At 41.0% G+C, this 26,498-nt stretch carries 19 protein-coding genes; 5 read left to right on the forward strand and 14 right to left on the reverse strand.

What is annotated here, in order from left to right:
* Positions 1–12: 12 nt before the first annotated feature.
* The 7 genes from QWZ08_RS27160 to QWZ08_RS27190 all read right to left on the reverse strand — a co-directional run bounded on the left by QWZ08_RS27160 (position 13) and on the right by QWZ08_RS27190 (position 9,845).
* Complete coding sequence (locus tag QWZ08_RS27160; protein ID WP_290340919.1) at positions 13–1,074, reverse strand: cytochrome c oxidase subunit II; 1,062 nt, start codon at positions 1,072–1,074, stop codon at positions 13–15.
* Positions 1,075–1,142: 68 nt separating this feature from the next.
* Complete coding sequence (locus tag QWZ08_RS27165; RefSeq protein WP_290340921.1) at positions 1,143–2,381, reverse strand: quinol:cytochrome C oxidoreductase; 1,239 nt, start codon at positions 2,379–2,381, stop codon at positions 1,143–1,145.
* Between the two features lie 32 nt (positions 2,382–2,413).
* Positions 2,414–3,064: a c-type cytochrome gene (locus QWZ08_RS27170; protein ID WP_290340923.1), complete on the reverse strand. Its 651-nt coding sequence runs from the start codon at positions 3,062–3,064 to the stop codon at positions 2,414–2,416.
* 53 nt (positions 3,065–3,117) lie between these two features.
* The gene (locus QWZ08_RS27175; RefSeq protein WP_290340925.1) at positions 3,118–3,711 is read right to left on the reverse strand and encodes a DUF3341 domain-containing protein; all 594 of its coding nucleotides are present in this window, start codon (positions 3,709–3,711) and stop codon (positions 3,118–3,120) included.
* A gap of 35 nt (positions 3,712–3,746) precedes the next feature.
* The gene (nrfD, locus tag QWZ08_RS27180) at positions 3,747–5,198 is read right to left on the reverse strand and encodes an NrfD/PsrC family molybdoenzyme membrane anchor subunit (protein ID WP_290340927.1); all 1,452 of its coding nucleotides are present in this window, start codon (positions 5,196–5,198) and stop codon (positions 3,747–3,749) included.
* A gap of 107 nt (positions 5,199–5,305) precedes the next feature.
* Positions 5,306–8,509 carry a TAT-variant-translocated molybdopterin oxidoreductase gene (locus QWZ08_RS27185; protein WP_290340930.1) on the reverse strand — a complete coding sequence of 1,068 codons (3,204 nt, stop codon included), beginning with the start codon at positions 8,507–8,509 and terminating at the stop codon, positions 5,306–5,308.
* Between the two features lie 94 nt (positions 8,510–8,603).
* Positions 8,604–9,845, reverse strand: a complete 1,242-nt coding sequence (locus tag QWZ08_RS27190) for a c-type cytochrome (protein ID WP_290340932.1) — start codon at positions 9,843–9,845, stop codon at positions 8,604–8,606.
* 172 nt (positions 9,846–10,017) lie between these two features.
* Between QWZ08_RS27190 and purN the strand changes: the two genes are divergently transcribed.
* The 3 genes from purN (at position 10,018) to QWZ08_RS27205 (ending at position 12,355) form a co-directional block, all read left to right on the forward strand.
* On the forward strand, positions 10,018–10,947 hold the full coding sequence (gene purN / locus QWZ08_RS27195) for a phosphoribosylglycinamide formyltransferase (RefSeq protein WP_290340935.1): 930 nt from the start codon (positions 10,018–10,020) through the stop codon (positions 10,945–10,947).
* Between the two features lie 114 nt (positions 10,948–11,061).
* The gene (locus QWZ08_RS27200; protein WP_290340937.1) at positions 11,062–11,778 is read left to right on the forward strand and encodes a peptidase associated/transthyretin-like domain-containing protein; all 717 of its coding nucleotides are present in this window, start codon (positions 11,062–11,064) and stop codon (positions 11,776–11,778) included.
* 34 nt (positions 11,779–11,812) lie between these two features.
* Positions 11,813–12,355, forward strand: a complete 543-nt coding sequence (locus QWZ08_RS27205; RefSeq protein WP_290340940.1) for a DUF8685 domain-containing protein — start codon at positions 11,813–11,815, stop codon at positions 12,353–12,355.
* 170 nt (positions 12,356–12,525) lie between these two features.
* On the opposite strand, the gene QWZ08_RS27210 is transcribed toward QWZ08_RS27205, so the two are convergent.
* From QWZ08_RS27210 to QWZ08_RS27235, 6 genes are all read right to left on the reverse strand, one after another.
* Positions 12,526–13,803: a hypothetical protein gene (locus QWZ08_RS27210; protein WP_290340941.1), complete on the reverse strand. Its 1,278-nt coding sequence runs from the start codon at positions 13,801–13,803 to the stop codon at positions 12,526–12,528.
* A gap of 70 nt (positions 13,804–13,873) precedes the next feature.
* Entirely contained in the window at positions 13,874–15,862 is a 1,989-nt protein-coding gene (locus QWZ08_RS27215) for an alpha-ketoacid dehydrogenase subunit alpha/beta (protein WP_290340943.1), read from the reverse strand.
* Between the two features lie 291 nt (positions 15,863–16,153).
* Positions 16,154–16,513 carry a phage holin family protein gene (locus QWZ08_RS27220; RefSeq protein ID WP_290340945.1) on the reverse strand — a complete coding sequence of 120 codons (360 nt, stop codon included), beginning with the start codon at positions 16,511–16,513 and terminating at the stop codon, positions 16,154–16,156.
* Between the two features lie 142 nt (positions 16,514–16,655).
* Positions 16,656–17,933 (reverse strand): M16 family metallopeptidase, encoded by a 1,278-nt coding sequence (locus QWZ08_RS27225; RefSeq protein WP_290340947.1) that lies wholly within the window; start codon positions 17,931–17,933, stop codon positions 16,656–16,658.
* Between the two features lie 41 nt (positions 17,934–17,974).
* Positions 17,975–19,213: a M16 family metallopeptidase gene (locus tag QWZ08_RS27230; RefSeq protein WP_290340949.1), complete on the reverse strand. Its 1,239-nt coding sequence runs from the start codon at positions 19,211–19,213 to the stop codon at positions 17,975–17,977.
* A gap of 36 nt (positions 19,214–19,249) precedes the next feature.
* Positions 19,250–20,440 (reverse strand): aspartyl protease family protein, encoded by a 1,191-nt coding sequence (locus QWZ08_RS27235; RefSeq protein ID WP_290340951.1) that lies wholly within the window; start codon positions 20,438–20,440, stop codon positions 19,250–19,252.
* Between the two features lie 190 nt (positions 20,441–20,630).
* Here QWZ08_RS27235 and mqnC point away from each other — a divergent pair, with 190 nt between their 5' ends.
* Together mqnC and lspA are read left to right on the forward strand one after the other, a co-directional pair.
* Positions 20,631–21,755 (forward strand): cyclic dehypoxanthinyl futalosine synthase, encoded by a 1,125-nt coding sequence (gene mqnC, locus QWZ08_RS27240; RefSeq protein ID WP_290340953.1) that lies wholly within the window; start codon positions 20,631–20,633, stop codon positions 21,753–21,755.
* Positions 21,756–21,879: 124 nt separating this feature from the next.
* On the forward strand, positions 21,880–22,389 hold the full coding sequence (lspA, locus tag QWZ08_RS27245) for a signal peptidase II (RefSeq protein ID WP_290340954.1): 510 nt from the start codon (positions 21,880–21,882) through the stop codon (positions 22,387–22,389).
* A 332-nt stretch (positions 22,390–22,721) separates the two neighbouring features.
* On the opposite strand, the gene QWZ08_RS27250 is transcribed toward lspA, so the two are convergent.
* Entirely contained in the window at positions 22,722–26,474 is a 3,753-nt protein-coding gene (locus QWZ08_RS27250) for a DEAD/DEAH box helicase (RefSeq protein ID WP_290340955.1), read from the reverse strand.
* Positions 26,475–26,498 lie beyond the last annotated feature (24 nt).

The raw sequence follows: 26,498 nt of genomic DNA on the forward strand, positions 1-26,498 counted from the left end.
TGATAACCAATATTATTTTTTATCAACCATTGCTGCAAACGGTGCCGGTTTCGCACTGCTGTCTGCTACGGCTGGTGTATCTGTCTTAGGTTTTTTATCAGGGAAAATGGTAAAGTATTCCGGCTCCTGGGTAGCCAGCCATTTTTTGTAATCTGCTTCGCTTTCAACGATAATAACGCCTCTCATTGAAAAGTGACCTTTACCGCACATCTGGTCGCAACTGATTTCATATACGTAATTGGGGTTACCGGTTCTCACCTTCATTTCCTCTGTAGTATACAACGGAGTGAACCAAAGTGTTGTTGGTATTCCGGGTACAGCATCCATTTTTATTCTGAAAGCAGTTAAGCCTACATCATGTATAACGTCCTGTGCATTGATTACAAATTTTACTGGCCTGTTAACTGGAATGTGCATGGTGGTCGATACATGAATATCATCATGGCTGGCTTCATCATCGAAGTTAACGCCAAGGCCATTTGCGCCCTTTGTCAATTTATAATCTTTCTTCCCTAAAATTCCGTCAGCGCCCGGATACCGGAATTCCCATCCAAACTGGTGGCCGGTTACTTCAACCACGACAGCATCTTTGGGCGCATCACTGGTAATTTTAAACCAGTATTTTAAACCAAAAACAACCAGCACGGTAAGGAATATAGCTGGTACAGTTGTCCACAACAGTTCCAGTTTGGTATTATGTGGAAAGTAATAGGCTTTACGATCGTCTTTTTCCTGGTATTTAAATGCAAACCAAAACAATAAAATCTGGGTAATTACAAATACCACACCCGTAACTCCGATGGTGATGTAAAGCATCAAATCAATTTTCTGGCCCATTTCTGATGCTGCTCCCTGCGGAAATAACGTTCTTCCAAAGAACAGATCATTGCACCACCAAACACCTATCAGGCCTACAATCAAAAAAGAAATCAACATAAAAGCATTGATCTTATTCGTCTGCTTGCGTGCCTTCTCTTCACCCTTTAATACGCTCACGTATTCACTGGCTTTCGCAATCTGAAAAATGACTACGAATATCATTACTACGATCGCTATTAACAAAAATTGTGTCATGCTCAAAGTTATTTTCTGTAATTAGTATTCTTATGTATTATCTTATTTGCTAAGTATTCCTCAGAGATTTAAACGTGGTGAATCATACTTTCTTTCAGGAAAGGATGATTTTTGGCAGTCAGTGAATTGGTGCTGAAATAAACGCCTACCCTCCACATAATGATACCGATGAACAACAGTGCAATTCCAAATTCAAAAGGCATTATTTGGGCATTCTCATACATTGTACCAGGCATCACCATTTGCCAGAAATCTATCCAATGGCCAAAAATAATCAATATCGCCATAAAGGTTAATAATGTATAATTACGCTTCGAACTTTTCTTCATTAAGATCAACAGCGGACACCCAAAATTGAGTATCAGGTTTAAAAAGAATATGCCTCTGTATGGCCCCTGAACACGAATCTTAAAGTAGCCTGTTTCCTCGGGAATGTTGGCGTACCATATCAGCATGTACTGTGAAAACCACAGGTAAGCCCAAAAAACTGAAAAGGCAAACATAAACTTACCAATATCATGTATGTGCTCGTCGGTAACATATTGCAGCTGACCATTATTTTTCAGAAACACAATGAATAAAGCAATTAGTGACAGACCTGCTACAAAAGTACTTGCAAAAGTGTACCAGCTAAACATAGTACTGTACCAGTGAACATCAATGCTCATTAACCAAAGCCAGGGAATTGTTGAACCAACTGTTAAGCCGAAGAAAACGATGAACAAAGAAGCCCATAAAATATTTTTCTTCACCCACGCATTACCAGTTTCATAATCCATTGGTCCATCCTGATCACTCTGTAAACTCAATGAGCGCATTTTATATCCAAGGAATGACCAAAGACCGATTGTGATAGCGCTCCAGACGGTAAAGAACTTTGGATTTAAAAAACCACTTTTACCGTTTATTATTTTGTCACTCTTTACAGTCGCTTCATTCACCCAAGGATAAATATCATCGTGGCCGCCCCAGACAATCGCCATTAATATAAAAAATGCAATCACACCTAATACTGGAACCACGCTTGATATTGCCTCGGGCACCCGGCGCAAGGCTACCTGCCATCCCCCCATTGCCAATGTTGTTACTCCTATAAAAAACATTGCTGCATTTACTACCAGTAACCAATACACGCTATTTTGCAACAACACAGCCCAAAAGCGTGTGCCGCTTACATTTACACCTCTTGCTGAATGCCCAAAAGGATGATACATAATAAAACCATACAGCAACGCAACCGCACCAACGATTATGAGGCCCATCGTCCACTTTTTATAACTGCCTGGTAATTCGAATGACTGATTCATCTAATCTTTATTTTGAGTGAATTCTTTTATTTCTATGCTTTTTTTACTGCTGCAGTACTGTCAGTCTTTGCCGGTGTTGCCCCGCTTGTACTTTCTGGTTTAGGCTGTAGTGTTCTGATATATTGTACAATCATCCAGCGCTGCTTTCTGCTTAATTGAGAAGCGTAACTCCCCATATTATTTTTGCCATAATTGATAGAGTGGAACATAGTTCCGTCAGCCATAGCAACATAAGGCGGTGTTGTTAGATTTGCAATTGCCCCGATTTTCGTGGATAATGGTCCATTGGCGGTTCCACCAGCACCATGGCAAACAGCACAGTTGATGTTGAACAACCTTCCTGCCTCATCCATATCCTTTTTATTCAGGGGTGGTAAAGGATTTTTTACTTCAGCACTTAACTTGTACCCATTGCTGTCATTTGGCAGTGTATAGGGAAATAATTCACCTACCGGAATAGTACCATCTACCGGCTTACGGTTATAAAATATTTCATGCCCCGGATTGGCGGGATTATCTGTAAATACTGTGTCGTTTAGCAAAGCGTATGTTTCCAGAGCCCGGCTATATGCCATGTCGGGCATATAAATTTTGCCAGGCTGACGTTTGCTATCACAACCTGTTATAACACCTCCTGCGGTTATTGCCAGCGCTAAAACGATAAGAACATTATTTTTTTTCATTGCCTGTGTTGTAATATCTGTGTAAATCTTTTAAAACTAAGTAAGCGAGTCTTTTAGTATCCCTTTTCCAACTCCCTGTATAATTTTTGTTCCCTGTCGTAGCGGCCTAACCACCACCCGGTTTCAGCAACCTGTACATTTACTTCAGATGCACCGGCCGCCGTTAAAAAAGCCTGCACTTCTTCATCATTTGTTTTATCAGTGCACTCAATTACCATTACAAAAAGATCGTCAGTAGCCCTTAAATGAAAATGATGTTTTTTCACAAAAGGAGACAGCTGGCACAGATAGCAAAATGTAAGCACCATACCTACCGCCGCAAACAATACTGTCAACTCGAAAGTAATTGGTATCCATGCCGGCAGGGCGAAATGGGGTTTGCCGCCAATGTTCAACGGCCAGTCTTTTGTAAAGATCCAGCTGATGCAGGTTAATGCAGTAGCTGTTCCGGTAATACCATATATAAAGCCGGCGGTATGTAAACTGGTTTCTCTTAAACCCATCGCATGATCCAGACCATGTACAGGAAACGGAGTGTAGACATCATGAATTTTGTAACCCTTACGGCGAACATTTTTCACCGCAGGAAACAACACTGCTTCATCATCAAAACACCCAACTACAAATTTTTTAATTCCTCCAGCCATGTTAATTATTAATTATTAATTATCAATTATTAATTCTAGTGTGCGTGTTCAACCTCTTCTATGTAAAACTTTTCTGCGTCTGCTTTTTCTATATCAGTCATCTTCATTTTATAACTTTCGCCGGTTGTTTTCAATACACTCTTAATTTCAGCTACGGCAATTACCGGGAAGTATTTTGCAAACAGGAAAAAGCAGGTAAAGAACAATCCGAAAGTTCCCACATAAAAGCCGATCTCATAAATAGAAGGGCTATAGTAAGTACTCCAGGAAGATGGAAGGTAATCCCTGTAAGTAGAAGTAACTATGATTACAAAACGCTCGTACCACATACCAATATTTACAATGATACTCATGAAGAAAGTAAAACCAATATTCCTTCTTAATTTTTTAAACCAGAACATCTGGGGAGATACCACGTTACAGAACATCATCAAATAATAACTCCAGCCATAAGGACTGAACAGGTTAGCCCTGTTTTCTTTAAACGCATACCACTCATAAGGATTTTGTCCGTACCACGCGATGAATAATTCTGTGATATAAGCGATACCCACAATAGAACCGGTCAATACAATTACTTTATTCATTGCTTCTATATGGCCCAGTGTAATGTAATCTTCCAAAGCAAATACTTTTCTCAAGATGATCATCAGCGTTTGCACCATGGCAAATCCGCTGAAGATAGCTCCGGCAACGAAATAGGGAGGAAAGATTGTAGTGTGCCAGCCCGGTATTACTGAAGTGGCAAAGTCAAAAGATACAATGGTATGCACTGACAATACAAGAGGTGTTGCCAAACCAGCTAATACAAGTGATAACGACTCGTGACGCTGCCAGTGTTTGGTACTTCCTGTCCAGCCAAAAGATGCTACACCATATAATAATTTACGCAGTTTAGTTTTAGCCCTGTCTCTTACAGTTGCCAGATCAGGTAATAAACCAGAATACCAGAATAGCAATGATACCGTAAAGTAAGTAGAGATTGCAAACACGTCCCACAACAGCGGCGAGTTAAAGTTAACCCATAAAGGGCCTCTTGTATTTGGGTAAGGCATGATAAAGAAAGCCAGCCAAACACGCCCCATATGCCATATCGGAAACTGACCGGCACACATTACAGCAAAAATTGTCATTGCTTCAGCGGCACGGTTTACACCCGTTCTCCAGCCCTGGCGAAACAACAGCAGGATCGCAGAGATCAATGTTCCGGCATGACCAATACCTACCCACCAAACGAAGTTGGTAATATCCCAACCCCATCCGATTGTTTTGTTCAGGTTCCACTGACCGATACCATAAGTTACCTCACGATAAATACTATACACCCCGAACAATAATAAGGCTACACTGATATAAAAACCAATATACCATAAACGGGTTGGCTTCATTTCGATCGGACGTATAATGTCTTCTGTAACCTGGTGGTAATTTTTGTTACCATCAACAAGTGGTTCCCTGATTTGTGATTCGTACTTTAATAATGACATAGTATCTTTAATTTGCCCCAATCTCCAAAAAAGAAGTAATGGGGATATTACGTTTTATTTATTGTCAAGCCATGCTAAAATCCCCTTTGGGATAATTAGTGAATCTTTTATGCGTGTTCCTTTTCTGCCGTTTTTGCACCTTCATGCTTTTCCTCTTCGCCTTCTTCTTTTTCGTTGGTCACGTGCCTGTCTGAATTTTTAATTTTGGCCAGGTAGCTCACATTCGGCAATACGTGCAGTTGTTCCAGCACATAGAAGTTTCTGTGTTTCTGATCAACGAACCTGATCTTATAAACATCGCTTTCTTTATCATGTACATTCCCGAAGCTGATAGCGTGTGTTGGACAAGCCTGCATACACGCTGTTTTCACCGTGCGGATAAGCGTCGGGTCTTCTGCTTTTTTTGCAATCAGTTTATTTTCCTGTAAACGCTGTACGCAGAATGAACATTTTTCAATAACACCTCTTGAACGAACAGTTACATCCGGGTTCAACACCATCCTAGTTAAATCGTCATTCATTTGAAGCGTTACATCATTCAGATCTACTCCCAGTAGTGGGTTCTGATTGTCAGGGAAGCTGTCAGCACCATTAAAATCAAGCCAGTTAAACCGACGTACTTTAAACGGACAGTTATTGGCGCAATATCTTGTACCGATGCACCGGTTATAAGTCATCTGGTTTAACCCTTCACTGCTATGGTTTGTAGCTGCTACCGGACAAACGTTTTCACAAGGTGCATTATCACAATGCTGACACATCATCGGTTGAAAAACAACATCCGGATTATTCATATCACCGGTAAAATAACGGTCAATACGCAACCAGTGCATTTCGTGTGCCCGCATTACCTGTGTTTTACCCACCACACTCACATTGTTTTCTGCAGTACAAGCTACCACGCAAGCGCTGCAACCGGTACATGTATTCAGGTCAATGCTCATACCCCACTTGATACCCGGCTTTTCTTCCATCAGGTCCGGATATATGGTAGCATCTTTTCTATATTCTGTTCCACCGAAAGGAATGAGTTTTGCTCTTTCCTCATTTGGTTCTGCACAAACCTGTTCCGGATTGGCAATAAATTTCGAAAGACTTGTTTCGTAAATAACGGGGCGGCTTTCTGAAGACCCGTGAACCTGTGTTTGTCCAAGCGGATAAGTATTGCCGGTTTTAGCAATTTCTGCAGCACCGGTATAGCTAAATCCTGTACCATCAAATCCAACCAGCGGGTAAGCATTAAATCCTGCTCCTGCTGCTGATTTCCCTATGTATTCACTGGTTCTGTTTTTATCCGCACTTTCTCTGCCGTAACCCAGTGCAACGGCAATTACACTTGGATGAACACCAGGTAATATTAATACCGGTAGTTCCAGTGATTTTCCATTGACTGTTAATTTCACCGTTGGTTTTTCCGGGTGTACTTCGTATCCGTCTCCCTGGTATTGACTGCCTATTACATCCAGGGCCAGCACAGCTTTAGCCATAGCCGGGCTCATAATAGCGTAGTTGTCCCAGGTTACTTTTGAAATTGGATCCGGTGTTTCCTGCAACCAGGGGTTGTTTGCCTGCTTGCCACTACCTATTGAAACTTTTTGATAGATTACTACTTCATAATTGCCTCCTTTAACAGCGGCAATTTTTGCTGCGGCTTCTGTTACCGGACCACTGCTAAATGTAGCTGCGCCAACGGGCATTGCTGCAGGCTGAATCAAACCGGATTGTAAAGCACTATCATAATTATCTGCTGAACCGGTTTTGGCAGTCCAGTATGTTTTAAAATACGTTTCGTAATCTGTAGCATTACCACTCCATTTTAACAAGGAAGCCTGGAACGGTCTTGTTTTAAACAGGGGGTTAATTGTAGGTTGCTGTAAACTGATGAAGCCTGTTTTTGCTTCGCTATCACCCCAGCTTTCCAGCCAGTGGTTGGAAGGAATACTGAATTTGCACAATTCGGTGGTTTCATTCATTGTTCCGTTGAAAGATACTGTAACAGGAACTTTCTTTAAACCATCAGCAAACTTTTTGCTGTCGTAATAGGTATACACCGGGTTACTTTCATATATCAATAACGCACCAATTGCGCCAGCATTCATTTCTTCTGTCAATTTCACTATATCTGAGTCTATTCCCTGGCGGTAATTACTCGTTACTGCCCAGTTAATAGTTTTACCATTTGCACCAATTGCTTCATTGATAGCATTTACGATAATCTGAATATTTACCTCGTTACTTCCGCAAACTACCAGGCCAGCCCCTTTATTAGCATTTAAAGCTGCGGCTGCGGCATCAACTCCTTTAGCCACGGCAGGGTCATTTATTGCGGCTGCACTTACAGCTCCGCCCAGCTTTGCCAGCAAGGCCAGCGCTATCGCACCAGTTTGAGAAGGTTTATGTAAATAGCGGTCATCGGCATTACTTCCCGTTAAACTCAGTGCGCCTTCAAACTGAATGTGGCGGCTCATTTCCGGCTTTTCGCCTGTAATTCTTCTGGTTTTGGCATACTGGCCGGAAAATTCCACCGGGCTTAACCAGGTTCCTAAAAAATCCGCACCCAGACTAACAATTACTTTAGCGTTATCGAAATGGTAAGAGGGCAAACCCTTTTTTCCATAACAAGCCTGGTTGGCCAATATCATACCGCTGTAGCTAATAGCATCATACTGGACATGTTTACTGCCAGCGGGGCTTTTCGCCAGGTATTCAGTAATTATTTGTTGTGTAACAGGAGAAGTAATAGTAGAAGTGAGAATCACTGTTGGCTTTGCTGCTACTGCACCCATTGCAGTTGCAATCAGTTTATCAAATGCGTCAAAAGAAGTTACTTCTTTAAAATCTTTGCCATCGTGCTGCATCGGGTAACGCAAGCGTGTGGTATCGTATAAATCCAGTACGGATGCCTGTGCCTGGGCGCTGGTTCCACCGCCGGTTATAGCAGAAGCTTCATTTCCCTCAATCTTAATCGGGCGGCCATCTCTTTGTTTTACCAATACTGGTACAACGTCGCCTTCATTGACATATGTTGAAGCGTAATAATTGGCAACACCCGGAATCACGTCATCTGGTTTGCGCAGATATGGCACGGCTTTGCGAACAGGCATTTCGCAACTCGCTGCAATAGTTGCTGCGGCAGTGCTGAATCCCAAGTATTTAAGGAAATCCCTGCGGGGCGCTTTGGCATTTAGCAAACCATCGTCCAGATCTTCTAATGGCAACAAATTTTCTTTAAATTCATCTTTAGCCGCCTTTTTAAAAGCGTCTGACTCGTTTAATTCTCCAAAACTTTGCCAATACTTTTTATTACTCATAATACAATTTGAAAATTCGAAAATTTGAAAATTTGAAAATGACTACAGATGCGCTTCATTTTCTCCCTGCTTAACTTCCCGTAGGCACGCTAAATTAATAGTGACATTTCTGACATTCTGTTCCACCGATTTTTTCTACCGTCACACTGTCAAGTTTGCCTTCTTTGATATCCTTGTGAAATTTCTCGTAGATGCTGTAAAATTTATTGCCTTCGCCAGATTCTTTATTATAAAAATTAACCTTGCTTTCCCTGTGACAATTGATACACCAGCCCATGCTTAAATCAGCAAACTGGTACACCTCGGGCATTTCCTGTATTGGACCATGACAAGTTTGGCACTGTTGTTTACCTACTTTAACGTGTTGGCTATGGTTGAAATATACATGATCAGGCAGGTTATGGATTTTTATCCATTCAATAGCTTTACCCGGCTTATCATATTTTTTCGCGTCAGGATTCCATCCTGCATATTGATATAATTTCTGAATTTCGGCTGTTCCATTTACCGATTTGCCGTCTTCTCTTACAATGGGATCCCCTTTGTATTCCTTAATTGCCATGTGGCAATTCATACATACGTTTACAGATGGAATGTTTGCATGTTTGCTATCCTGGCTGCCACCGTGACAATACAAACAACTGATTTGGTTAGTACCTGCGTGTACTTTATGGGAATAGTAAATAGGTTGTTCAGGCTGATAATTTTTCATACGGCCAAGGCCAATTGCCGCATTAATCGTAATGTAGCCACCCAGGCAAAACAATACCAGCACACCCATCATGATATAAGTCTTATTGCGGTAAAAAGGAACAGGTTCAGTACGGATGATACCATCTTTTTCGTCTGATAGTTTGCGCAGGCTGCTATTTACCTGTAATAATATTAAGGCAATTACGGCAAGTACCAGCGTTAAAATACCGAATAATAAAGAATTGTCTTCGGCCGGAGCACCTGCTGTACCTGCGGTTGGGGCAGCAGGGGCTTTATAATTATCTGCATAATCCAATATCGCTTTTATCTCCTCTTCCTTCAGGTTAAACTGGGTCATTTTGGCACCATATTTGGCTAAGAGTCCTTTAGCGTAAGGATCTGTTTCCACCATGGTATTTACATTATTTACCCATTTATATGCCCATGTTGGGTTGGGTTCCCTGCTTCTTGCTCCCTGTAATTTCGGACCTGTATAATCTTCCAGCGGTTTGTGGCAGTTGGCACAGTTCGCTTTAAATAAGGCTTCACCATCAGCGGCGAAACTTATTTTGCTTGACGAAACCAATGCGATGAAAAGTAAACTTGCGAAGACTTTTGTTAAGATTTTTCTATAGCGACTCATACAGTTATTCGAATGCTTAAGTGGAAGAATATCCTTCTGTGGGTGCAAAAATAAGTTAGTATACCCACATAATATCAACATTGTAAAAAAAAATTTTTCCGCGTCCAGCTTGATTTTCAGCGGATTGTTTTACACTTATAATACATATTGTCATCTTTTTGTAAACAGATTTTTGCTGATAATTTTTGCAGGTTGGTTAGCAACTACCAGTTTTTTGATTGATTTTTGCCGGATGCTGCAAAAACTACAACAACGCTGGAAAGTAAATGGCATTAACCTCATTCTTATTATATTCACTTTTGCCATAGGAGGAAGTTTTTGCGGCCTTGCAGCAAGAAAAATACTGGCTATTATCTCCATTGAAGAGAAAACGATCTGGATATTTTCTTATATAGTACTGGTCAGTCTGTTATGGCCAGTCTGTGTGATGGTGGTAAGCATTCCGTTTGGCCAGTTTTCCTTTTTTAAAGCATATCTTGTAAAGGTCTGGGACAAAATATCGGGTAAAAAAATACCAGACCCTCCATTAATAGCCATTTTTGCCAGTGGTGCAGGCAGCAATGCCCAAAAAATTATAGACTATTTTAACGCTCATTCTGGAGCAGGTAAAGTGGCGCTGATTGTTTGTAACAAACCCGGAGCCGGTGTGCTGGATATTGCAAAACAACATCACATTAATACAATGCTGCTGGATAAAGAACAATTTTTTCATTCAGATAATTATATAAGTGAATTTAAAAAACTAGGTATACAATTTATTGTACTCGCTGGTTTTTTATGGAAAATCCCCTCCTCACTGATCAAAGCCTACCCCAATAAAATTGTAAATATTCATCCTGCCCTGTTACCCAAATATGGCGGTAAAGGGATGTATGGCAGCAAGGTACATGAGGCCGTTATTGCGGCAGGCGAAAAAGAAAGTGGTATTACCATTCATTATGTGGATGAACTATATGACCATGGCAACATTATTTATCAGGCAACCTGTAAAATTGATGCAGCAGACGATGCAGGCATACTGGCACAAAAAATTCATTTACTGGAACATCAACATTACCCGACAGTTATTGAACAAGTATTAAAATTGCAAAATCGCAGTTAAAAGGCCTGTTATTTTACAGGAACAGCCTATGTTCGTGTAATATTGCGCTATATAATTTTCATCCTCTTGCAGCATTTTATAAAAACTCTTTGTTGTATACTTTTTTTTTGGCTGATGATTGGGTCGGTTGCAGCCCAGTTAACTATCAGTGGTACGGTATACGATTCGAGCCGAACGGTCCCTGTTAAAAACGTACTGGTAAAAAGCAGTGGAGGCATGACCGCTGTTACAGATTCAAGCGGACATTATGAAATTGGCGCATCCGACAAAGATTCGCTTACTTTCATTTACAATAATAAACCCACCGCCAGGTTCGCAATAAAGAATATTGAAAATATTGGCAGTTTTGATATTTCACTGCACATCAGATTAACAGAAAAATTCCGGACTTTAAAGGAAGTGAGGGTGTTTACCCGCAGTTTTAAAGAAGATTCCATTGCCAACAGGGAAGAGTATGCGAAGATATTCAATTACCAGCGGCCAGGTATCAGCACTTCGGTTTCAGATTATTCCGGTGGCGGCGGACTTGACCTGGATGAATTCATAAATATCTTTCGTTTTAAAAGAAACAAGCGGTTAAAGTATATGCAGAACCGGCTGCTGGAACAGGAGCAGGACACTTACATCAATTACCGTTTTAATAAAACGCTGGTAAAAAGAATAACACGGCTGGAGGGTAAAGCGCTGGATACTTTCATGATTCGCTACCGTCCCGACTATGATTTTACGCAACGTACTTCTACCGCCGTTTTTTACCAGTATATTCTCAATGCATCTTACCAGTTTAAAAAAGAATTGTTAACCGGGGAAGCAAAAAAAGAAACGCCCTGATTATTCTGAAAATGATATTTTTGAAAAAAAATATATGGATCAAACTACCCTTGGCATAGGCACCCGGTTGCAACATACTCAATTTGGACCAGGCGTTATTATCGGCGTTCGTTACGCAACTTATATGATCTCCTTTATTCATCATGGCATTAAAGAAATTGATAAAACTGACAATAGCCTGGATGAAATTATACCTGAAAACTGTACCGTTGAAGTGGAGACCGTTTCTGAAACTGAAAAGTCACTTTTAAAAATACTGCGCTTATGGGGCAACGTGACAGAAATGGTTCCACTGGGCGAAAAGTGGATTGGTGGCACTTTATTATTGCAGCCAGCTGATAAAAATTTAAAGCCGAAGGAGGTTCCTGTAGCAGATTTTTTTCATAAGATAGTTATGCTGCGTGACAGGTTGCGGGTGCTGGAACAGAATATCAACAGCAATAAAAAATTAAGCGATGAAGAAAAAGTAAACATGCAACAATACATTACGCGTTGCTACGGTTCGCTTACCACATTTAATGTGTTGTTTAAAGATAAAGAGCATTGGTTTGTAGGAGATAAGGGCTCCGATAATTAACCCATTAAATGAGTTGCTTAAGAACCAGAAAACCTGGTTGTTTTTTGTTGTTATTATTTAATACTATAAACAACTTGACAAATTTTATTTACAAATGCTGCAAAACAATTTGGACTAAAAGTTCAATATTATTTGAAAAATTGTGGTACAGTGCAGAAAGACACTGCCTCCTATTTTACTGATTCCGCTGCCGGACTTTCAGCAATCAGCTTCAAAGCAGCATCCATATAAATTTCGCCGGTTAATTCACCGAGACATGTTTGGCTGATGTAATCATAGCGTTTAAAACTGTTGAAATCAACCTTGCTCAATATGTATCCATAGGCATCATTTGTAAGGCCGAAAAGAAAAGGATGGCTGGTTTTCATATGCCTTTTTACATAATAGCCAATATTGGGAAGTGCTTCGCCGGGAACTGTTACAATCTCTGCTGTGCCTATGTTGAGCAGGTTTAATTGGGCGGTGACAATGCCCGGTTTTGCATGCGGATGTTTTAAGGGCGAGTTTTCAATTATGTATTGCATCATGGGCGACTCCACCGGAAATTCAATCATCCTGGATGCACAATACAAAACAGGATCTTTTTGTTCCGGGGCTGCACCAACCAGGCGGAGCGCTTCGTCCGCCAGCAAATTTCCAATGCGTATACATTCCTGCCAGTCGTTTGCCTCTTTACCATTTTCACGTCGGTTGTCTGCCGTTACCATGCCACCCTGCGCACTGTTCATAAATAATGCAACACCTCCAACAGCAGATTCAATTCTTTCATACAAAGGACCGCAGAGATCGGGACTTAATATGGCCTGCTCCGAACCAATCACTTCGGGGTGTATGGCATAATTTACAAGCGTAGCAATGGGTTTTCCTTTATTATTTCCTTCAGCCGCAATCGCCTGTATCACGCCGCAACGGGGATCATACAATTCATTAGCATAGTAGTTGTAGGCAATCTTACCTTTGGCTTCACCTACTGCAATTTTTAACGTTGCCGGGGCCAGTTTTTTTACTGCTTCATTTACAGCATCCGCTATTTGTTGTGTACACCAGTCAAGGTATTTTAAATCGGCTCCGGTTTTTCCTTTTTCATCGGGAAAAGCGTAGGCATCCGGTGCACTGTGTGTATGCGTACAGCCGATCAGAATGTTTGCCGGAGTAATCCCTTTTATCAGCGCCCTCGATTTATTGCCCAGGATAGACGACCAGCCAAGATTATCAATACTTACAATGGCTATTCGGTTAGTTCCTTTTTCCAATACCAATGCCCGCACAAACAAATCTCCTTTTTTAGAAGTAACTGCGTTGGGTAAACCAACACCGCCGGAGACGGGTAACAACGGATTGGGAGTAATTATTCTTACAGAAGCTGCAGCTTTCAACGTTTGCGCATAGCTGAAATTGCCTGTATACAGGGCAAGAAGAAATGCCGTAAGTAAAATACACTGTTTCATACAAATAAAATTATACAATCAGCTAGCCTGACCTTATAAAATGCTATTATGCTTACAGCAATCCTTACCGTTAATAATTCATCAGTTTCTCCACACATTCATGCAACCGGCTGTAGGCCATAAAATTTTTCTCCAGTTCAATATTGAAGGGAATGGGTGTATCAAGACTTGCGCATCGTATCACAGGTGCATCGAGAAATTCAAAACAGTGCTCCCCAATCCAGGCGGCTATTTCGCCACCGATACCGCCTGTTAACGTGTCTTCATGCAACAATAAGACCTTTCCCGTAGCTTGTGCCGCAGCTTTGATTGCGGAATAATCCAGTGGTAATAATGTGCGCAAATCCAAAATATACACAGCTAATTTGGGATGGTCTTTTGCATATTGTGTCGCCCAGTGTACGCCTGCGCCATAAGTAATAATGCTGAGGTCGCCGCCGGTTTGTACCAGTCTCGCCTTGCCTATTTCAATTTCAAAATAGGCTTCCGGCACAGGCCCGCTGATGCTTCTGTACAAAGCTTTGTGTTCAAAAAACAACACCGGGTTAGGGTCATTGATTGCAGCGATTAACAGCCCCTTGGCATCGATGGGAGTGGATGGATATACCACTTTCAAACCGGGTGTATGTACAAACCACGCCTCATTGCTCTGGCTGTGAAATGGACCTGCCCCCACGCCACCGCCCGTTGGCATTCGTATTACTACATCGGCATTTTGGCCCCAGCGGTAATGAATTTTTGCCAGGTTATTAATTACCTGGTTAAAGCCCACCGTAACAAAATCAGCAAACTGCATTTCCATCATCGCCTTGTAGCCTTCCATTGATAAACCAAGCGCTGCACCTACAATGGCACTTTCGCAAATAGGCGTATTGCGTACCCTTTCCTTACCAAATTTTTCTACCAATCCTTCGGTTATTTTAAAAGCGCCGCCATATTCCGCAATGTCCTGGCCCATCAATATTAAATTATCATGCTGTTGCATTGATTGATACAACCCTTCTTTAATCCCGTCTATAAAACGCTTTTCAGGATGGGTATTACCGGGCGTTTCCTGAAAGTAAACCGGCTTCTTTTCCGGCCAGGCGTAAATGTCTTCCAGCTCTTCTTCCGTGTCGGCAATAACAGGTGTTGAGTCATACCCGGTGTGTAATTCGCTCTCGATATATTCCCTGCATTCATTGCGGATATCCATAATAGTTAGTTCCGTCAACACTTCCTGTTGCAGCAGGTAATCTTCATAATTTTTGATGGGGTCTTTTTGCTGCCACAAATCAAATAAATGCGCCGGTACATATTTGGTGCCGCTGGCTTCTTCATGACCACGCATCCTGAAAGTCATACACTCAACCAGGTAAGGTTTTTGGTTATGGATACAATAGTCTTTTACCCCCCGGATGGTGTCGTATACTTCCAGGATATTATTGCCGTCAATCTGAATACCTTCCATGCCATAACCACGGGCTTTTTCTACCAGGCTGAAACAACGGTACTGTTCACTCACGGGTGTGCTCAACCCATAGCCATTGTTTTCTATTACAAAAATTACCGGCAGATCCCATACGCCGGCTACATTTAATGCTTCATGAAAATCACCTTCGCTGGTACCTCCATCACCTGTAAATGCTACAGCTACTTTATCGCTCCCCGACAATTTATACGCCAGTGCTACTCCATCAGCAATGGCCATTTGCGGACCAAGATGTGATATCATGCCGCAGATATGGTGCTCTTTACTGCCAAAATGAAAACTTCTTTCACGGCCTTTACTGTATCCGTCTTTACTGCCCTGCCATTGTTTAAATAATTTATTAAGGGGCATTTTTCTTGTTGTAAATACACCCAGGTTTCTATGCAATGGCATGATCCATTCATCGGGTTGCAATGCCATGGTAACACCAGTGGAGATGGCTTCCTGACCGATGCCGCTGAACCATTTAGAAATTTTTCCCTGGCGCAATAATACCAGCATTTTTTCTTCAATCATTCTCGGGAGCAACAGATTTTTATACAGGCTGATAAGTTCTTCGCCGGAATAATTTTTTCTATGGAATTGCATACCCGTTTATTTAATGGATGATTCAGAACGTGAAGTTAATGGATGTTGGTGAGCGCACAAACGCTTTGAAGAAATGTCTGATGGCTGATTTTTTGATGGCTGATTTCTTTACATTTCCCGGTTTGTTATTTATCTGAGAGCGTGATAAACTATTGTCTGGTGTGAACCTTAACAGCCAGTGAAGGAAAATTGAGTTGCTTTTTATAGAGTATTGAAACGCCAAAAAGTAGTGATGGTTTATTGAGGCCAACTAAAAAACAAGGTTTGAGAGAAGGTAACTGTATTTTGCAACTACCTGTTTTTTTGATCGGGAAAAGCCCGCTTGTGTACAAACGAATTAAAGAAGGAAAGTACTACGCTAAACAATAACGCATACCAGAAACCATCCACCTGGAAACCGTGTACAAAATGCGCATCCAGTAAAATGATGCAGGCATTGATTACAAATAAAAAGAGACCGAGGGTTAAAATGGTGGCGGGCAATGTCAACAAAATCAGAAGGGGTTTTACTATCGCATCCAGCACCGCCAGTACCAGTGCTACTATTACGGCGGTTACAATATTATTGTTTACAATTTCTACCCCGGGTAAAATGGCTGCGAGTATAAAAACGTTTACCGTCGTAATCAGAATTTTATATACAAAGTTCATTTGCTGCTCTTATCCTTTAAAGATAATAGTATTATTTATTAATTCTAAACAGGTAATTAAAATTTGATTGATATCAAAAAACGGCCAATAAAATTAGCTGCAGAAGATATTCATTTTATTCAAGTTGCTAATCCGGCATTTTTTAAATAACAACCAGCTCATAAAAAGCTTCGGGCTGCAAGTATTTGTTAGCCAGTTCTCTCAAAGCTTCTGCCGGTATCGTTTTAATCATTTTTACCGAATCATAAAAATACTGCTCATCTAAATTATTAAGCACGATGTTCTTCCAGCGGCCAATGATGTGAAATGGACCATCAAGGTCGCCGAGAATACTACCGATCAGGTAGTTGCGAACCAACAGTAATTCCTCTTCATCAATCAACTCCTCCCTCAATATTGCCATTTCTTTATAAACCTCTTCTACAGTTGCTTCTGCCACATCTTTACCAGCCTCTGTGCTGATGAGCAAAGCGGAATCCTGCAGGTGGTTTTGTACATAGCTGTGAATGCCGTATGTATAGCCTTTATCTTCCCTGATATTGCTCATTAACCTGGAACCGAAAAAGCCACCGAACACTGTGTTAAGCACCATCATCTTCATAAAATCCGGATGGTGACGGTTGGGGAAGTCACGGGCAATCCTGATAGCTCCCTGCACACCTTCGGCATCGTTGGTAACCCGGTATTTTTTTGCAGGTGCAGGCACAATCGTTTTTGTAACCAACAGTGCGCCTGGCTTCAGACTTAGTTTCCCAAATTGTGTATTTAATAAATCGAATAAATTGAAGGGCAGTTTACCCGCTACAAATATTACGCAGTGTCCGTTTAAATAATATTGATTGAAATGCTCTTTGAGTTGTGCGGTAGTTAGTGCATCGTAGTCTGCAGCTGCAATATATTTACCATATGGATGATCTTCACCAAACACATAAGCGTCAATCAACCGGTTAGCAACAAAATCGCATTTTTGCAGATTGACTGATAACTTTTGCTTGCTGTTTTGTTTATAAATGGCCAGCTCCTGTTCCGGAAAAATTGAATCAGCAATCATCTCCGTTACAACTGGCAACACTGCACTCAAATGTTTGGTTAGTGTGTGCAGTGTCAGCGAAGCTGTTTCGTGCTTGCAGGTACGGTTACAATATGCACCATAATATTCAAAATGCTCATTTAACTCAAAAGCTGTTTTGGTGGAAGTGCCGTTTTTTAGCATATAGCTTGTGGCAGCGGCAACCGCATTGTTTTTTTCAAAACTGTTACCTGCATAAAATATCATTTCCATCTGCAGTACATCCTGGGCACCGGCATCAATAGCGTACACTTCAACCCCGTTATCCAGTACCATTTTTTCGTATGGTTTCAGTTGAAGGTCAAATTCAATGGCATCTTTTATATATGGCGGCGTTGTTCTGTTTAGCATGTAATGTTTGCTTTTCATGTTCCTGCAACAGGAAACGTTATTTAGTTATTGGAATAATAATACAGCGTGCTGCAATTATTTTCATTAAAAATGGCTTTGCTTTCATTCAGCAATTCTTCCGTTGTAACAGCCTGGTATTTGTTTAGCTCAGTATTGATCAGTTCAGCATCGCCCAGTAATTCGTACATCGCCAGATTGGTAGCACGGCTCATCACGCTCATATCTTCAAAAGCCAGGCTGCTTTCCGTTTTGTTTTTTACTTTTTGCAGCTCTTTTTCGGTAATGCCTTTTTGCTGAAGGGTATAAATTTCTTCCATCAGCGCCGCCTCGGCATCTTTCATTTGTACGCCTTTTACCAGTTTACCTTCTATACTCAACAAACCGGCATCCGTACTACCCGAATGTGAACATTCAATATTGCTGAACAATTGTTTTTCCTTAACCAGGGCCTGGAATAAACGGGACGAACCTCCGCCACTTAATATTTCCGTAATTAGATCGGTCACGTAGTAGCGATCATCCAACCGGGAGCAAATATGCCAGCATTTGTACAAGGCATCTATCGGTACATTGGCTTTTACTTCTGCTGTTCTCGGCGCGGTTTGTGGCGGTTCAACAGGCAAGTTGCGAATGTATTTTGTGCCTGAAGGAATTGGCCCAAACCATTTTTCTGCCAGCGCTTTTACCGCTTCTGTAGTGATGTTGCCTGCAACTACCAATATGGCATTTGCCGGTGTATAATGCTTGTAAAAAAAATCTTTTACATCCTGCAAAGTGGCATCTTCCACGTGTTTCAATTCTTTACCTATGGTCATCCAGCGGTAGGGATGTTTGCTGTAAGCCAGTTCCCGCATTTTATGCCAAACATCACCGTAGGGTTTATTGATGTAGTGCTCCTTAAACTCTTCGCATACCACTTTACGCTGTACATCCAGGCTTTTGGCATCAAAAGCAAGACTTAACATACGGTCACTTTCCAGCCAAAAAGCAGTTTCAATATTTTCAGCCGGTAACTGGCAATAATAATTGGTAAGATCATTGGTGGTAAAAGCATTGTTTTCGCCACCTGCCACCTGTAAAGGCTCATCATAAGTGGGAATGTTGATGCTGCCGCCGAACATCAGGTGTTCAAATAAATGTGCAAAGCCTGTCTTTTCGGGGTTTTCGTCTTTTGCACCTACATCATAAATAACATTTACTACTGCCATTGGGGTGCTCGTATCGGTGTGTACCAATACCCTTAGTCCGTTATCAAGGGTAAATTTCTCATATTGAATCATTGGGCAAAGTTAGGGTAGTGTTGTTATAAACTTTTGCTATAAAATAGTTTTTGGTTTAATAAAAAGTTGTTTCAATTCTCCTTTTCGCCGCACGATAATTTTAATTTTCTCCTTGGCAGATTGTAAGATGTCTTTGTATTGCATGATATTATTACTGAAATTATTGTTGACACTAATAATAATATCATCTTTAAAGATACCGGCCCTTTCTGCCGGTGAGCCAGGTATAATATCATCCACCAGGATATTGCCATCAACAAAATAAGCAGCCATGCCCGTATAGGAATAATCAAAGGGATCAGCAAAATGAGTGTTTGGCTGCAGGTGAATTTCGCGTTTGGGGTAATTGATAACCAGGTTAAAGCGCCGTAACAGATCGTTGCCCAGCAATCCGCCAACATTTGGATAAGAGGTTACATTAAATTCATCACTGTATAAATAAGTTGGAACGTTTCTGAATTTATATCGGCCTACCTGCAACATTTTTATCACGGTAACCCTCATCTGGATTTTACCGCCCATTCCTTCCGCCTGTGTCAACATCGGCCTTCGTTTTGAAAGCAGGATGGCACTGTCCTCAGCGAACCTGTCGCTCATTAAAAAGCAAAGCCCGGCTCCGGTATCAAAATAAAAATTGAAATCAATTTTACGCCTGTCTTTTATAGCCAGGTTTTGTATAGGCAGGGTAGTAAACAGCGGATGAAGCAACGAGCCATTTTTAGGATAAGTTATTTCCCCGGGGCTATACACTTCTATTATTGAACTGTCGAAATTTACTTTTATAATATAGCGCCTGAAAAAACTATATCCGATAATGCCATCCACCTTTTCACCATAGACACTGGTTAACACGTCGTAGTCATTTATATGAAAATTTAACCGTTCAATAGATAGACCAGGAAAATGCAGTGTTTGGTTAAAAGCAAAACTAACTTTATGACTATTACCCATACCGGTGATGATGGTGTCGGAGGGTGTTAGTTTAATATTAAGATGAGCAGCAGTGGAAGAGTCAAGGGAGATGCCGCCGCTGCCTGTATCCAGTATAAAATTGAGGGAATCTTTTATATTGTTCAGTTTTGCCTTTATTACCATTACACCGCCACTAAATTGTTTAAACGGAAATTTAGTAAGATAATTTGCTTTAAGCACGGGTGTCAACAATTCCTGCCCATAACAATTTACCGCAAAAAGTATTGTAATCAGTAAGCAGATTTTCCTAATCATCCCAAAATATATTTACGTTATCGCGGTTATCAATTAAGTCCGACACTGATACGTATAAAATAACCTGCAGGCAGCTTCAGTATGGCAAATGCTGTAACAGGCAGCAGAAGGCAGGTATAATTATTTTGCCTGTAAATAAATATACAACCTAATGAGTGTAATTTTGTTACTTATTATTTAAAAGGTGTTTATGCAACTAAACGAATTATATCAGAAAGCGCTGGCTTTTGAATTTTTAACGGTAGAAGAAGGTGTTTTTTTATTTGAACATGCGCCCCTGGCGGAATTAATGTTTGTGGCCAATGAACTGCGGATAAAACAAGTACCTCATGGAAAAGTGACATGGATTATTGACAGGAACTTAAATACTACCAACGTATGTATTGCCAACTGCAAATTCTGTAATTTTTACCGTGTTCCCGGGCATCCTGAAGCCTATATAACAGATATAGCAACCTATAAAAGAAAAATTGATGAAACCATCCGGTATGGTGGTGAACAATTGCTGTTGCAGGGTGGTCATCATCCCGACTTAGGTTTAAGCTATTACACAGGCTTGTTTAAAGAATTGAAAAGCTTATATCCTAACATAAAGTTGCATACGCTTGGGCCACCGGAAGTAGCTCATATTACCAAGTTGGAAAAAAGTACGCACAGAGAAGTTTTGATGGCGTTAAAAGAAGCCGGTCTCGACAGTTTACCAGGTCCCGGAGCAGAAATATTAACAGACAGGGTGCGTCGCCTGATCAGCAAAGGAAAATGTGGCAGTCAGGAGTGGCTGGATATTATGCATGAAGCACACGAATTAAACATTACAACCAGTGCTACCATGATGTTTGGGCATGTAGAAACCATTACCGAACGTTTTGAGCATTTAGCAAAAATAAGAGAAGTACAAAGCCGCAAACCGGAAAATGCGAAAGGCTTTATTGCCTTTATTCCATGGACTTTCCAGGATGTAGATACATTGCTGGCCAAAATAAGGGGTGTACACAACCTCACAACAGCCGAGGAATACATACGAATGATTGCGATGAGCCGGATTATGTTGCCCAATGTAAAAAATATCCAGGCCAGCTGGCTTACGGTAGGTAAAAAAACAGCCCAGTTGTGTTTAAATGCAGGCGCCAATGATTTTGGCAGTATCATGATTGAAGAAAATGTGGTAAGTGCCGCGGGCGCCCCGCACCGCTTTACCAGCAAAGGAATACAGGATGCCATTAAAGAAGCTGGCTTTGAACCACAGTTACGCAACCAGCAATATGAGTTCAGGCAGATGCCGGTTATGATGGAAGAACAGGTAATTGATTATTAAACAGGTGTTGATCTGAAGTGAGTAGGTTTTTTAAGGGCTGGTTAATTGATCAACAAACTTTCTTTCTTTTTGATAATGCTTGGTATCTAGGCAACCCAATATTATGCACTTTCACATTAATGATATGAAAACCAGGATTAAAATTTTACTGTTTTGCGTTAGCTGTTTTGCATTCATCAGTTGCGACAGAATTACAAAAGACATTGCAAAAGAACAACTTAAAAACAAGGAACCGTTGTCTTATATGCATGATACGGTAAGACTGGAATACGTTGAAAACACTGGCGCAGCAATGAGTTTGGGCGACGACCTTCCGGTAAAAGCCAGCTTTTGGCTGTTGAGTATATTACCGCTTGCCTTTTTGTTGGGCCTGTTTACATATACGCTGAAAAATCTCCGTAACATGAATCCCATGAAAGTCTTTTCCCTGGCCCTTTTGTTTTCAGGTGGTATCGGTAATATTGTTGACCGTATTTTATTTGACCGGCATGTTACCGATTTTATGAATGTGGGACTGGGAAGTATAAGGACGGGCATTTTTAATGTAGCAGATATGTGTGTGACAGCTGGCGCTATCGGGCTGCTTCTTTTTTACCATGATAAAAGGCCAGCGCAGGCTAAAACTTCTTTTTAAAAAAAATCTTGTTGGTATACAATATTTTTTTCATTGCTGAGTTATTAACATAACGGCCACAATTGTGAATAAAATTTCGGAAAATACTACTTGTAAAATTACGAACATCCACGCTTGCAATGCTTGATCCTATCAATTAGCTTTATGAATTAAAAACCAATGATATGAAAAACCCAAACCAACCAAAATCCTCCTCCATGCCTTCTTTTGTAAAATTTTTTTTCAACGCTTTTAAAAGTGTATTTACTTCGGAATCGCAGAACGAATTTTCAAGACTTAAAAATTTTATTGCCTCTTAATAAATACCTATTAAGAAAAAAGGTTGCCATTACTTAGCTGAATAAATATTCCACATCTGCTTTACTGAGTGCTTTGACAAAATTAATATCGTCAGAAATTAATTCGCTCGCGAGTTTGCGCTTACGTTCCTGCAGCTGCAGAATTTTATCTTCTATCGTGTCTATACAAATCATCCGGTAAGCAAAAATATTTTTTGTTTGCCCGATACGATGTGTACGGTCAATAGCTTGTTGTTCAACAGCCGGGTTCCACCATGGGTCGACGATATACACATAGTCTGCTGCAGTTAAGTTCAAACCCACACCTCCGGCTTTTAATGAGATAAGAAATACCCTGCACTCATCGTTGTTCTGAAAATTGTCTATTGCCCTCTGCCTGTCGGTAATACTGGTGCTACCATCAAAATATTCATAAGGAATACCCTGCTCCGTAAGTTTTTCTCTTATAAGTGCAAGCATGCCCAGGAACTGCGAAAATACGAGCGCCTTGTGTTCACCAATGTTTTCAAATATCTCCCTGGTTAATTCATCCAGTTTAATCGAGTGATTGGGATATTTTTCTTCTTCGTTCAAAATAGCAGGACTATCACATATCTGTCGAAGTTTCATCAAGCCCTGTAAAATGGTCAACTGTGATTTATCTATACCCTGCTGATCGATTACGCCCATGATCTTATCCCGGTAACTGTTCCGGTAAGCATCATAAATTTTTCGCTGCTCTTTTTCCATTTCGCAAAACAGGATGGTTTCTGTTTTTTCCGGCAAATCTTTAGCCACCTGCTCCTTGGTACGCCTTAAAATAAATGGATATAACAATTTGCGCAGGTGGTCTTTTTGTTCCTGTTCGCCAAATTTATCAATCGGTGTTGCAAACTCATTTCTGAAAAAATCCATACTGCCCAGCAAGCCCGGATTCAAAAAATTCATCTGGGCAAAAATATCAAACGTATTGTTTTGCAATGGTGTACCGCTCATGCACAAGCGGTTTTTTGCTATTAATAAACAGGCAGCTTTTGTAACTTTAGATGCCGGGTTTTTAATCGCCTGGCTTTCATCCAGCACCACATAATCATACATAATTTTCATCAGCGTTTGTATATCGCTGCGCAGCGTTCCGTAAGTAGTAATTACCACATTTACTTTCTGCAATTCTGCCACATCCCGGGTACGCATACTGCCGTGATGAATCAGCCAGGTAAGTTCGGGCGTGAATTTTTTAATTTCATTCTCCCAGTTATAGATCAGGGTGGTTGGGCAAATTACAATCGCCCTTAGACCGGCTTCCTGTGTTTTGTATTGTTGCAGCATGGTGAGCGCCTGTACGGTTTTACCCAAACCCATGTCATCCGCTAAAATACCTCCCCAGCCTACTTCGTTCAGATAATTCAGCCATTGATAACCCGCAGTTTGATAAGGACGTAACACAGCCTGTAATTCAGTCGGAACAGCTATTTCCGGTATTTGCTTGTATTCTCTCAGGCGTTGAAATTTCTCGTCCAGCGCAAAGCTTAATTCTGTGGCATCCCTGTTTTCATACAGCTCATCAATCACACTCATGTGGTATTTTGACAAACGCAGTTTATCATTTTTACCATCGCCTACTTTAAATAACAGCGAGTATCGCTTCAACCATTCATCCGGCAAAATGCCCAGTGTGCCGTCACCCAGCTGTACAAAAGATTGTTTGGCTGCGAGGGCCTTTTTAATATCATTGATTCCCACACGCTGACCTTCAAAATCAATCTCCACTTTGGCATCAAACCAGTCCAACCCGCTGCTGACGTGTATATGCGTAGATGGCCGGGCAGTATTGAACCGGAAGTTGCGCAAAGCCTCAAAACCAAACACAGGAATTTTGGCTTCCTTCATAGCATCCACAAACAAAAAGAACCAGTTATTGCGCAATACATCCGATCCTTTTAAAATTAAACTGTTGCCTTCCTGCGGCTGAATAAACTGGGAATGCAGGGAAGACAGCATGTCTGTAAACCGTTGCTCTGCCTCCCTGTTGCGATGGACAATCAATATCTTATCACCGTCTGGGATGGTAATGGTCTCTTTATCGGTAGCCCTTGTTTCAAATCCCTGGTAGGTAAAAATGGGTTGAAAAACCAGGTAATCTCCCTTTTCCTGCAACATCAGTTTCACTTCCGGTTCGCCGCTTTTTATTTCTTTTACCAGCGACTTGTCAAACTCCACCTTGTATTCCTTGGTTAAAGGCATGATGGTCTTTTGCATCTGCGCCGCCCAGTTTTCCTTGCTCAATTTTACATTGCCGTTTTTAATAAATTTTTCTGCCTGCAAAACATCTTCTGCTTTTTGCCACAGGTAAAAAATATGATTGTATAAAAACAACAGGCTATTGCTGCATTCATTACCTGTAACAGGTTGCGCCGCACCATTGATATTAAAGCGGCACTGCAACTCAAAATAATCGTCTTTAGCTACTATTTTAAACTGCGGTTCAATAAAATTATCGCTCAATGCTACTTCAACCAGGTTTTCTGTTTTAAAAGCCTTGTGTTTTGGCAGGTAATATACAAAAGGATTTTCCCGCTGCTCTTCAAACAGCTTCTTCAGCTTTGGTTGCAGGTATTCAGTTATCAGCAATTTCGTTTCCTCAGGAAATTCATCACCATCCGTTTGAATAATATTTTCCCAAATGCCGCTGAAAGGTGAATTCCTGTTGAGGTATTTATTTACTTCCGAGGCCTGCAATTTGCGTATCTGCTGCAGCAGTATTTTATCATCCTCACTGAATATTTCAGTGTTTACATATTTTGTAAGATCCAGTTTTTCAATCTTGCCCAATAACTTTTTGTTTTCTTCATCAGCATCGCCCTGCACCGCATCAACAGCAAAATATGGATAGGCTGTGGTATTGAAATTAAAGATCAGCCCCAGTCTTTTTAGAGGAACTTCAACCGTGGCTACTTCAGGTTGTGCTCTTGGAGCTTCGTGCATATAAGATGGTCTTTCAACCGGCGCCACTGCCGCCACCCTTTTTATACTGGTATCCAGCACTTTTAAAAAGGGCTTGCCATCTTTATAAACAAATTCAAATTTTCCGGCAAGGTCATCAGTTAAACTGTAACCGTATATCTGCAGCAATTTATTTTTCTCTTTATCCCAGTTACGGATGGTATCAAAATAGTATGGCCCATATGTTTGCAGCAATTGTAAAAACAAAATGGTTTTATGCACGCAAAGCGGATGGTCTGTTTCACTGCACCGGCAGGACGTATCAAAATTGCGCTCATCATTTTTTTGTATTACCAGTGGGTAAGTCTGACCCTCGTAATCCAGCGAAGCTTCCACTCTTTCATTGGCAGCGACAATGATCTTCGCTTTATTTTTCAGTACGAAGTTTTCAGCAGCTTCAAAAATTTCCGGGGATGACAATACCCGCATTACTTTCAACTCAATATTTTTCATCTTGGCCACCGTGTGCAGCTGGCTGTACTGCAGGTTAGATGACCCAAGCAAATTTTTATCTACCAGTTCCTGCAATTTAAAAAGCGCAGCTACTTCATGCCGGCAGATATCGCCTAAATTATAAGGACACCCGCAGCGGAGAGAAAGCGCCTGCGGATCATTGTATTTGCTGACAGCCACTTTGTAAAATGTACTGTAGGTATCATCTTTTACCCGGAACACTACACTGTTCATCAGTTCATCATGTTCCACCATTTCTACATAGCCGATAGCGTGGATTTTTTTTCCACGGCGTATTACTTCGTCGGATCCGGTATTGTAAACGTATTTAATGAGATGTGAAAGGGCCATACAATGTTTTTGATTCCAGCCTGG

Source organism: Ferruginibacter paludis (genome assembly GCF_030409685.1).
GTDB classification, from domain to species: domain Bacteria; phylum Bacteroidota; class Bacteroidia; order Chitinophagales; family Chitinophagaceae; genus Ferruginibacter; species Ferruginibacter paludis.

Excerpts from the sequence above, each read along its gene's own strand:
- QWZ08_RS27160 (WP_290340919.1), bottom strand. The coding sequence starts at position 1,074 with ATGACACAATTTTTGTTAATAGCGATCGTAGTAATGATATTCGTAGTC.
- QWZ08_RS27165 (WP_290340921.1), bottom strand. The coding sequence starts at position 2,381 with ATGAATCAGTCATTCGAATTACCAGGCAGTTATAAAAAGTGGACGATG.
- QWZ08_RS27170 (WP_290340923.1), bottom strand. The coding sequence starts at position 3,064 with ATGAAAAAAAATAATGTTCTTATCGTTTTAGCGCTGGCAATAACCGCA.
- QWZ08_RS27175 (WP_290340925.1), bottom strand. The coding sequence starts at position 3,711 with ATGGCTGGAGGAATTAAAAAATTTGTAGTTGGGTGTTTTGATGATGAA.
- nrfD (WP_290340927.1), bottom strand. The coding sequence starts at position 5,198 with ATGTCATTATTAAAGTACGAATCACAAATCAGGGAACCACTTGTTGAT.
- QWZ08_RS27185 (WP_290340930.1), bottom strand. The coding sequence starts at position 8,509 with ATGAGTAATAAAAAGTATTGGCAAAGTTTTGGAGAATTAAACGAGTCA.
- QWZ08_RS27190 (WP_290340932.1), bottom strand. The coding sequence starts at position 9,845 with ATGAGTCGCTATAGAAAAATCTTAACAAAAGTCTTCGCAAGTTTACTT.
- QWZ08_RS27200 (WP_290340937.1), top strand. The coding sequence starts at position 11,062 with ATGATTGGGTCGGTTGCAGCCCAGTTAACTATCAGTGGTACGGTATAC.
- QWZ08_RS27205 (WP_290340940.1), top strand. The coding sequence starts at position 11,813 with ATGGATCAAACTACCCTTGGCATAGGCACCCGGTTGCAACATACTCAA.
- QWZ08_RS27210 (WP_290340941.1), bottom strand. The coding sequence starts at position 13,803 with ATGAAACAGTGTATTTTACTTACGGCATTTCTTCTTGCCCTGTATACA.
- QWZ08_RS27215 (WP_290340943.1), bottom strand. The coding sequence starts at position 15,862 with ATGCAATTCCATAGAAAAAATTATTCCGGCGAAGAACTTATCAGCCTG.
- QWZ08_RS27220 (WP_290340945.1), bottom strand. The coding sequence starts at position 16,513 with ATGAACTTTGTATATAAAATTCTGATTACGACGGTAAACGTTTTTATA.
- QWZ08_RS27225 (WP_290340947.1), bottom strand. The coding sequence starts at position 17,933 with ATGCTAAACAGAACAACGCCGCCATATATAAAAGATGCCATTGAATTT.
- QWZ08_RS27230 (WP_290340949.1), bottom strand. The coding sequence starts at position 19,213 with ATGATTCAATATGAGAAATTTACCCTTGATAACGGACTAAGGGTATTG.
- QWZ08_RS27235 (WP_290340951.1), bottom strand. The coding sequence starts at position 20,440 with ATGATTAGGAAAATCTGCTTACTGATTACAATACTTTTTGCGGTAAAT.
- mqnC (WP_290340953.1), top strand. The coding sequence starts at position 20,631 with ATGCAACTAAACGAATTATATCAGAAAGCGCTGGCTTTTGAATTTTTA.
- lspA (WP_290340954.1), top strand. The coding sequence starts at position 21,880 with ATGAAAACCAGGATTAAAATTTTACTGTTTTGCGTTAGCTGTTTTGCA.
- QWZ08_RS27250 (WP_290340955.1), bottom strand. The coding sequence starts at position 26,474 with ATGGCCCTTTCACATCTCATTAAATACGTTTACAATACCGGATCCGAC.